This is a genomic window from Micromonospora sp. NPDC051296 (genome assembly GCF_040682255.1).
GTDB lineage: Bacteria > Actinomycetota > Actinomycetes > Mycobacteriales > Micromonosporaceae > Micromonospora > Micromonospora craterilacus.
The window spans coordinates 21964-30248 of record NZ_JBFBAO010000038.1; the positions used below are offsets into that span (position 1 = coordinate 21964).

Here is an 8285-nt window from a genome sequence, read left to right on the forward strand (position 1 = left end):
CAACCCTCACCACGCCGGCCGAGGCGTCACGTCGGGCGGCAGGACCAGAGATGGTCCCGCCGCGCTACCGACGCCTGGCCGGCGTCGGCCGGGAGCTGTGGGTGCAGTACGCGGTGTTGGCACTACTGGCCCTCCTGGTGCTGGCACCGGTCGTACCCACCCTGTACCAGTCCTTCCTGGACCGGCCGCTGTACCAGGCCGGCGGCATCCTGACCGCCGACAACTACGTGCGCCTGTTCACCGACGCGGGCTTCGGCAGGGTCATCCTCAACACCGCGCTGTTCGCCCTGGGCACCACGGCCCTCACTCTGATCATCGCGGTGCCCATGGCGGTGCTGGTGGTACGCACGAAGCTGCCCGGCGCCCGGCTGTTCGCCGCCGCCATGCAGTGGCCCTTCTTCATCTCCTCGCTAATCCTGGGCTTCGGCTGGATCACCCTGTACGGGCCGGCGGGTTTCGTCAGCGTCCAGGTGCGCGAGTGGATCGGCACGGTGCCGTGGAACCTGTACTCGATCCCCGGCATGGCGGTCACCGAGGCCGTGGCGCTGGCGCCGATCGCGTACGTGTTCTGCGCCAACGCCCTACGGCAGTCCGACGCGTCGCTGGAGAGCGCCGCCCAGGTCTGCGGTGCTCGCCCGCTGCGGATCCTGTTCTCGGTCATCATTCCGATGCTGCGGCCGCCGATGGTGTACAGCTCCATCCTCGTGTTCAGCATGTCCGTGGAGACGCTCAGCGTCCCCCTGCTCTACGGACAACCGGTCGGCATCTCCGTCTTCTCCACCTTCCTGTACAGCAACGGTTTGCAGTCGATCAACCCGGACTACGGGGTGCTGGGCGCCGCGTCCGCCCTGATCCTGCTGGTCACCGTCGGGTTGGTGGCCACCCAGGCCAAACTGTTGAAGGACGCCCAGCGGTTCGTCGCGGTACGGGGAAAGGCGACCCGCCCACGGCGGCTGGACCTGGGCTGGATCAAGTGGGTCGGTATCGCCGCCATCGGCGTGTACGTCGTCTTCGGCGCTCTGCTGCCGATCGGCGGACTGGTGTTCCGGTCGTTCACCCTGATCTTCACCCCGCTCCAGTCGCCCCTGGAAACTGTCACCCTGGCCAACTACGAGCGGATCTTCGGCTTCCAGGCGTACATCCAGTCGATCTGGAACAGCCTGATCGTTGCCGCCGTCGGCGCCCTGCTGGTCAGCCTGCTCTCCCTGCTGGCCGTGGTGGTGGCCCGCCGGTCGAGTTTCCGGTTCGCCCGGGCCGTGGAATACCTGTCCCTGGCACCGCAGGCCATGCCGGGCATCATCATCGGCATCGGCCTGTTCTGGGCCTTCGCCTACGCGCCCTTCGGCACCGGCGGGTTGATCCAGGGCACCCTGTTCGCACTGATCATCGCTTTCGGGCTGCGGGCGTTGCCCAGCGGCTTCGGCTCCATCGCGCCGTCGATCATGCAGATCGGCCAGGAACTCGACAACGCCGCTCGCGTCTCCGGCGCCGACTGGCTGCGCACCTTCGCCCGGATCCTCGGCCGCCTCCTCGTGCCGGCGTTCGCCGGGGCGGTGATCCTCACCTTCGTCACCATGCTCAAGGAGTACTCGCCAGCGATCTTCCTCGCCTCCGCGGACTCCAACATCCTGGGCACCACCATGCTCGAACTCTGGGTCCAGGGCAACACCGGATCGGTGGCGGCACTGGCCACCATCCAGATCGCCATCACCGCCGCCTTCGTCGGACTGGCCGGGCTACTTATGAGAGGGCATCACGATGCCTGACGTCGTCATTACCAACCTGTTCAAGAAGTTCGGTGCGGTGACCGTGCTGCACGAGATCGACCTGACCATCCGCGACGGCGAGTTCTTCACGCTGCTCGGCCCGAGTGGCTGCGGAAAGTCCACCACACTCAACTGCGTCGCGGGACTGGAGCAACCCACCGGCGGCACGATCAGCGTGGGCGGAACCACGTTCGTGGACAGCGCCGGTCGGCGGTTCCTGCCGCCCGAGGAACGCAACCTGGGCATGGTTTTCCAGTCGTACGCGCTGTGGCCGCACATGACGGTCGAGGCAAACCTCGCCATGCCGCTGACCATCCGGAAGGTAGGCAAGAAGGACCGGCAGGAGCGCATCGCCGACGCGCTGGAGAAGGTCGGCCTCGCCCACCTCAAGGGCCGCTACCCCCACCAGCTCTCCGGCGGCCAGCAGCAGCGGGTCGCGCTCGCCCGCGCACTGGTCTACTCCCCGTCCGTGCTGCTGCTGGACGAGCCGTTGTCCAACCTCGACGCCAAGCTGCGGGAGCAGGCCCGGGCCTGGCTCAAGCGGCTCCAGGAGGACCTGGGCATCACCACCGTCTACGTCACGCACGACCAGGACGAGGCGCTCGCGCTCAGCGACCGGATCGCGGTGATGTCCGAAGGACGCATGCTCCAGGTTGGGACCCCTTACGAAATCTACGAACGCCCGGCCGCGCCCGAGGTCGCCGCGTTCGTCGGTCGATGCAACTTCCTTCCCGGTCAGGTGACGGAGAGCGCCGACGGGCACAGCCGGGTCCGGCTGGACTGCAGCGGCGACATCGTCGAGGTGCGCAGCGCCGAGGCCGTCCGGGCCGGGCAGCAGGTGACCATCGCCGTCCGCCCCGAGCGGCTCGAGGCGCTTTCCGTCGACCCCACGGCCCCCGCCACCAACAGCCTGACCACCGAGGTACTGACCAGCTCGTACGTCGGGTCCCGCTACGAGTACGACCTCAAGCTGGGCAACCACATCGTCCAGGTCTCGACCTCCCGGCCCGGTCTCACCGGGACCGTACGGCTGACCTTCAAGCCCGACGAGGCGCTGCTCTACCCCAGCACGGTGCACCCGTCGGAGGAGGTCGCGGACCTGCTCACCGTAGCGGCGTGACCCCGACCAACAGACCCGACAGTCGCGAAAGGCATCCCCAACCATGACCAGCACCACCCGCCCAGGCCGCTACTCCCTCGGGGTTCTGCACGGCGACGGCATCGGACCGGAGATCGTCCCGGCATCTGTCGCCGTGGTCGACGCCGCCTTCGACGCCGCCGGACTCGACCCGGTCGACTGGATCGAACTCCCGTTGGGGGCGGCGGCCATCGTCGAACACGGCAGCGCCGTTCCGAAATCGACCCTCACCGCGCTCGCCGACCTCGACGGGTGGCTGCTCGGCCCGCACGACAGCGCCGCCTACCCGGAACCGCACCGCGCCAAGCTCAACCCGAGTGGCACCATCCGCAAGCACTTCGACCTGTACGCGAACATCCGCCCGGCGAAGGCGTTCGACGGCGGCAAGGCAGTGGTACCCGGCACGGACCTGGTGATCGTCCGCGAGAACACGCAGGGCTTCTACGCCGATCGCAGCACGTACGCCGGCACCGGCGAGTTCATGCCCTCGCCGGATGTCGCCATCGCCCTGGGCATCATCACCCGGCCGGCGGTGGAACGCATCGCGCGGTCCGCGTTCGAGCTGGCCCGCCGCCGCAACAAGCGGGTCACGATCGTGCACAAGGCCAACGTGCTCCGGATGACCACCGGGCTGTTCCGCGACGTGTGCCGTGAGGTCGCCGGCAGCTACCCCGACGTCAGCGTCGACGACTTCCACATCGACGCCATGACCGTGCATCTGGTTCGTCGCGCCGCCGACTTCGACGTGATCGTCACCGAGAACATGTTCGGCGACATCCTGTCGGACCTGGCCGGTGAGATCGCCGGGTCGCTGGGCATCGCCCCCTCGATCAACTCGTCCGACACCCACGCGATGGCCCAGGCGGCGCACGGCTCGGCACCGGACATCGCCGGCCGCGACATCGCCAACCCGATCGCCATGATCCTGTCCAGCGCCATGTTGCTCGACTGGCTCGGTGCCAAGCACGCCGACGAGCGGGTCCGGGACGCCGCGGCCCGAGTGGAGCGGGCGGTCGAGACCACGGTACGCGCCGGCACCACCACCCCCGACCTCGGCGGATCGGCGTCGACCAGCGCCTTCGCCGCCGCTGTCGTCGACGCGGTCCGCGCCGGCTGAGCCCTGACCACGCGCGGCGGGCGGTGCTTTTGACGGTGCCGCCCGCCGCCCGCTGCCGTCACACCTGAGGAGCACCGTTGACCGACAGCCCACCCACCGTCGCCGTCATCCACGCCACAGCGGCGTCGATGGCCCCGGCGGCAGACGCCTTATCCGCTGCGTTCCCGCAGGCCCGAGTCTGGAACCTGCTGGACGACCTGCTGCTCAGGCAGGCCGAGCAACACGGTGGTGTCACCGCGCCGTTACGCCGGCGCATGTCCACCCTCATCGGGCACGCCGTCGACGGTGGGGCCAACGCCGTCCTGCTCAGCTGTTCGATGTACGGGCCGGTCGCCCAGGAGCTCGCCCCCGCGTACCCGGTCCCAGTGCTCGCCTCCGACTAGGCATTGTTCGACGAGGTTGCGCGGCGGCGTCCGGCCCGGGTGACCGTCCTCGGTCCAGTGCGCGACGGCGTCGACGACACCGTCGCCCGCCTCGCCGCCCACCTCGCGTCGGCCTCGGTCGACGCACGGGTGGCCGGGGCCGTCGTCGAGGGCGCCCGCACGGCCGGTGACGACATCGCTCTCGCCCAGCTCGTCGGCGAGACGGCCCGGCGGTTCCGGCAGCGCAGCGACCTGATCCTGATCGGCCAGTTCTCGCTCGCGCCCGGTCTCGCGGCAGCCCGCGAAGCGGTCGACGTACCGGTGCTCAGCGCGGCGCACCTCGCCGCGACCGCGTTGCGTGGCCGGCTCGCGGCGGAGCCGGCGCGATGAGCGGCCCGCTGGCGGGGCCCGTGCTGGGCTGCATCGCCGACGACTACACCGGCGGCACGGACGTCGCGGCGGCGCTGCGTCGCGCGGGGCTGCGCACCGTCCTGCTGTTCGGCGCCCCGCAGGCGGGGCGGCGGCTTCCCCCGTGCGACGCGGTGGTCGTGGCGCTCAAGTCGCGGACCGTCGCGGCACCCGATGCCGTCGCACAGTCTGTGAACGTCCAGCGCTGGCTGCGCGAGCAGGGAGTCGGGCGGCTGTACTTCAAGTACTGTTCCACCTTCGACTCCACCGACGCCGGCAACATCGGCCCGGTCGCGGACGCGTTGCTGGACGCCGCCGGTGCACCGATGACTCTGATCTGCCCGGCGTCGCCGGAACACGGCCGCACGGTCTACCGGGGGCACCTCTTCGTCGGAGACATTCCGCTGTCCGAGTCACCCATGCGGCACCACCCGCTGACCCCGATGACCGACGCCAACCTCGTCCGGGTGATGAGCCGCCAGACATCCCACCGGGTCGGGCTGCTGCCGCTCGACGTGGTGCGCGCCGGCCACCAGGCCGTCACGGCGCGGTTGGCGCAACTACGCGCCGACGCCGTACGCCACGTCGTGGTCGACGCCACCGACGACACCGACCTCGACGTGGTCGCCACGGCGGCCGCGTCATTCGCGGTGCTGACCGGTGGCGCCGGCCTCGCACGGGCCGTCGGCGCCGCCGCCCGGGGCGTAAGGCAGGACGAGTACCGGCATCCCGTGGCGCTGCCCGCCGGCCCGGGTCTGGTGCTCGCCGGCAGCTGCTCCGCCGCGACACTCGCGCAGGTCGACCACGCCCGTACCGCGTTCCCCTCCCACCGCCTCGACCCGGCGGCGACCCCCGACCCCGACGAACTGCTCGCGACGGCGACCGCCTGGCTGAGGGAGCACATCGAGGCGGCGCCTTTGATGCTCTACTCCTCCGCCCCGGTGGAGCAGCGGCGGGCGGCCGTCGCCGCCCTCGGGCCCGGCACCGCCGAGATCCTCGAACAGACCCTCGGCGCGCTGGCGCGTACCGCCGTCGCCCTCGGGGTTCGCCGCCTCGTGGTGGCCGGCGGTGAGACCTCCGGCGCCGTGGTGTCCGCGCTCGGTGTCGATGCGGTGGTCGTCGCCGACGAGGAGGACCGCGGCGTGCCGTGGTGTCTCACCCCGGAGCCGCCGGTGCTCGGCCTGCTCCTCAAGTCCGGCAACTTCGGCCGGCCGGACCTGCTGGTCCGGGCCGTGAAGGGAGCCGCATGACCACCGACATCCGGCAGCAGATCGTCGCGCTCGGCGCCTCGCTGTTCGCCCGCCGGCTCACCTTCGGCCGCACCGGCAACATCAGCGTCCGCGACGGCCGGCAGATCCTGCTCACCCCGACCGGTGCGAGCCTCGGCGCGCTGGACCCGCAGCACCTGTCGGTCATCGACCTGGCCGGCGACCACGTCGCCGGCCCGGCCCCGTCCAAGGAAGCCTTCCTGCACGCCGCCGCCTACCGGTCGCGGCCCTCGGCCGGCGCCGTCGTCCACCTGCACAGCACCTACTCCGTCGCCGTGTCCTGCCTCGCCGACGTCGACCCGAGCAATGTGCTGCCACCGCTGACCGCCTATTACGTGATGCGCGTCGGGCGGCTGCCCCTGCTGCCGTACCACGCCCCGGGCGATGCCGGGCTGCGGGCACTCGCCGAGGAGGTCGCCCGTGACCACCACGCGTTCCTGCTGGCCAACCACGGCCCGGTCGTCGCCGGCGGCGACCTCGCCGCTGCCGCCGACGCCGTGGAGGAACTGGAGGAGACCGCCCGGCTGTTCCTGCTCCTGGCCGGTCACCGGACCCGGCCACTGACCCCGCAGCAGGTCGAGGACCTCACCGCCCGAACCCACCGCCCGCTTGCCATGCCCTCGAAGGGAACACCGCGATGACCGCCACCCCCATCGACGCCGACCGGCTGGCCGCCTTCGGTACCCGGATCCTCACCTCGGTCGGGGTGCCCGAGGTCGACGCCCGGCTGGTCAGCGACAGCCTCGTCACCGCGGACCTGTGGGGTCACGCGTCGCACGGCATGCTGCGTCTGCCCTGGTACATCGCACGGCTACGGGCCGGCACCACAAGACCCGTCACCCGGCCGGAGACCGTGGTCGACTCGGGCGCTGTCGCTGTCATCGACGGGCACGACGGCATCGGCCAGGTCATCGCCGACCAGGCGTGCCGCGAGGCCGTCGAGCGGGCCGGTCGCCACGGCGTGGCGGCGGTCGCCGTACGCAACAGCAACCACTTCGGCACCGCCGCCTACTGGACCCGCAGGATGGCCGACGCGGGTTGTGTCGGCATCCTCACCACCAACGGCAGCCCCGCCATGGCGCCCTGGGGTGGACGCGAGAAGACCGTCGGCGCGAACCCCTGGTCGATAGCCACCCCTGGCGGCAGCGACGGACCGCTGGTCCTCGACATCGCCAACACCGCCGTGGCTCGCGGCAAGATCTACGCCGCCCGCCAACGCGGTGAGGCCATCCCCGCGGACTGGGCCATCGGCCCCGACGGGCTGCCCGTGACGGATCCGCAGGTCGCCGTCGACGGCATCCTCGCCCCGATGGCCGGGCACAAGGGCTACGCGATCTCCTTCATGATGGACATCCTCTCCGGGGTCCTCACCGGCAGTTCGTACGCGACGGACGTGACCGGTCCCTACGTGCCGGACCGGCGCAGCGGGTGCGGGCATCTTGTGCTCGCGTTGCGCGTGGACGCCGTGCTCGACCTGGAGACGTTCCGGCGGCGTGTCGACGACCTGGTGACCACCACCAAGAGGGTGCCGCTCGCCGCGAACGCGACCGAGATCTACTACCCCGGAGAGATCGAAGAGCGCGCCGAGGCACACGGCCGATCCACCGGGCTGCTACTTCCCGAGCAGACACTTGAGGACCTTCGGGGACTGGCCGACTCGTGCGGGGTGCCGTTCGACGTCACCGACGCGATGGTGCAGCGCTGATGTTCACCGTGTTGGTCCACATCGAGGTCAGGCCCGACCGGCTGGCGGAGTTCCTGACCGGCATCGAGGTCAACGCGCGGGCCTCGCTACGGGACGAACCAGGCTGTCTGCGCTTCGACGTCCACCAGATCGCCGACAACCCGCACCGGTTCCTGCTCTACGAGCTCTACCGCGACGAGGCGGCCTTCTACCAGGAACACCGGTCGGCGCCGCACTACGCCCAGTGGCAGCAGGTGGTGGCCCGCTGCGTGCAGCCCGGCGGCCGGACGAACACGTACGCGGCCCCGGTCTTCCCGGCCGACATCCCGGAATCCCAGCAAGGATGAACATGAGCAGCAACTCCCTCGGTACGGCCGCCACCCTGCCCGTCGGCGACGCCCGGTACGCCGTACACCGGCTGGCCGACGTCGCGCCGTCGGACCTTCCGTACAGCCTCCGGATCGTGTTGGAGAACCTGCTGCGGCACGAGGACGGCGACGGCACCGCCGAAGCGATCCACGCCCTGCGCAACTGGGGTGCGG

The 8285-nt window shown here is 70.8% G+C and carries 10 protein-coding genes; all 10 read left to right on the top strand.

The window, feature by feature from the left end:
* Nucleotides 1-50 precede the first annotated feature (50 nt).
* Nucleotides 51-1766 carry an iron ABC transporter permease gene (locus AB0M52_RS06855; protein ID WP_363949906.1) on the top strand — a complete coding sequence of 572 codons (1716 nt, stop codon included), beginning with the start codon at nucleotides 51-53 and terminating at the stop codon, nucleotides 1764-1766.
* Nucleotides 1759-2886, top strand: a complete 1128-nt coding sequence (locus tag AB0M52_RS06860; protein WP_363949909.1) for an ABC transporter ATP-binding protein — start codon at nucleotides 1759-1761, stop codon at nucleotides 2884-2886. The genes AB0M52_RS06855 and AB0M52_RS06860 overlap by 8 nt, the downstream gene beginning before the upstream one ends.
* Nucleotides 2887-2929: 43 nt before the next feature.
* Nucleotides 2930-4021: an isocitrate/isopropylmalate dehydrogenase family protein gene (locus AB0M52_RS06865; protein ID WP_363949912.1), complete on the top strand. Its 1092-nt coding sequence runs from the start codon at nucleotides 2930-2932 to the stop codon at nucleotides 4019-4021.
* 77 nt (nucleotides 4022-4098) lie between these two features.
* Nucleotides 4099-4404: a hypothetical protein gene (locus tag AB0M52_RS06870; protein WP_363949915.1), complete on the top strand. Its 306-nt coding sequence runs from the start codon at nucleotides 4099-4101 to the stop codon at nucleotides 4402-4404.
* Between the two features lie 3 nt (nucleotides 4405-4407).
* Nucleotides 4408-4773: a hypothetical protein gene (locus AB0M52_RS06875; RefSeq protein ID WP_363949917.1), complete on the top strand. Its 366-nt coding sequence runs from the start codon at nucleotides 4408-4410 to the stop codon at nucleotides 4771-4773.
* Entirely contained in the window at nucleotides 4770-6041 is a 1272-nt protein-coding gene (otnK, locus tag AB0M52_RS06880; protein ID WP_363949920.1) for a 3-oxo-tetronate kinase, read from the top strand. The genes AB0M52_RS06875 and otnK overlap by 4 nt, the downstream gene beginning before the upstream one ends.
* Nucleotides 6038-6700 (top strand): 3-oxo-tetronate 4-phosphate decarboxylase, encoded by a 663-nt coding sequence (otnC, locus tag AB0M52_RS06885; RefSeq protein ID WP_363949922.1) that lies wholly within the window; start codon nucleotides 6038-6040, stop codon nucleotides 6698-6700. The genes otnK and otnC overlap by 4 nt, the downstream gene beginning before the upstream one ends.
* Nucleotides 6697-7764, top strand: a complete 1068-nt coding sequence (locus AB0M52_RS06890) for an Ldh family oxidoreductase (RefSeq protein WP_363949925.1) — start codon at nucleotides 6697-6699, stop codon at nucleotides 7762-7764. The genes otnC and AB0M52_RS06890 overlap by 4 nt, the downstream gene beginning before the upstream one ends.
* On the top strand, nucleotides 7764-8090 hold the full coding sequence (locus AB0M52_RS06895; RefSeq protein WP_363949928.1) for a putative quinol monooxygenase: 327 nt from the start codon (nucleotides 7764-7766) through the stop codon (nucleotides 8088-8090). The genes AB0M52_RS06890 and AB0M52_RS06895 overlap by 1 nt, the downstream gene beginning before the upstream one ends.
* Nucleotides 8091-8092: 2 nt before the next feature.
* On the top strand, nucleotides 8093-8285 hold a 193-nt coding region (locus AB0M52_RS06900), incomplete at its 3' end, for a hypothetical protein (RefSeq protein ID WP_363949930.1).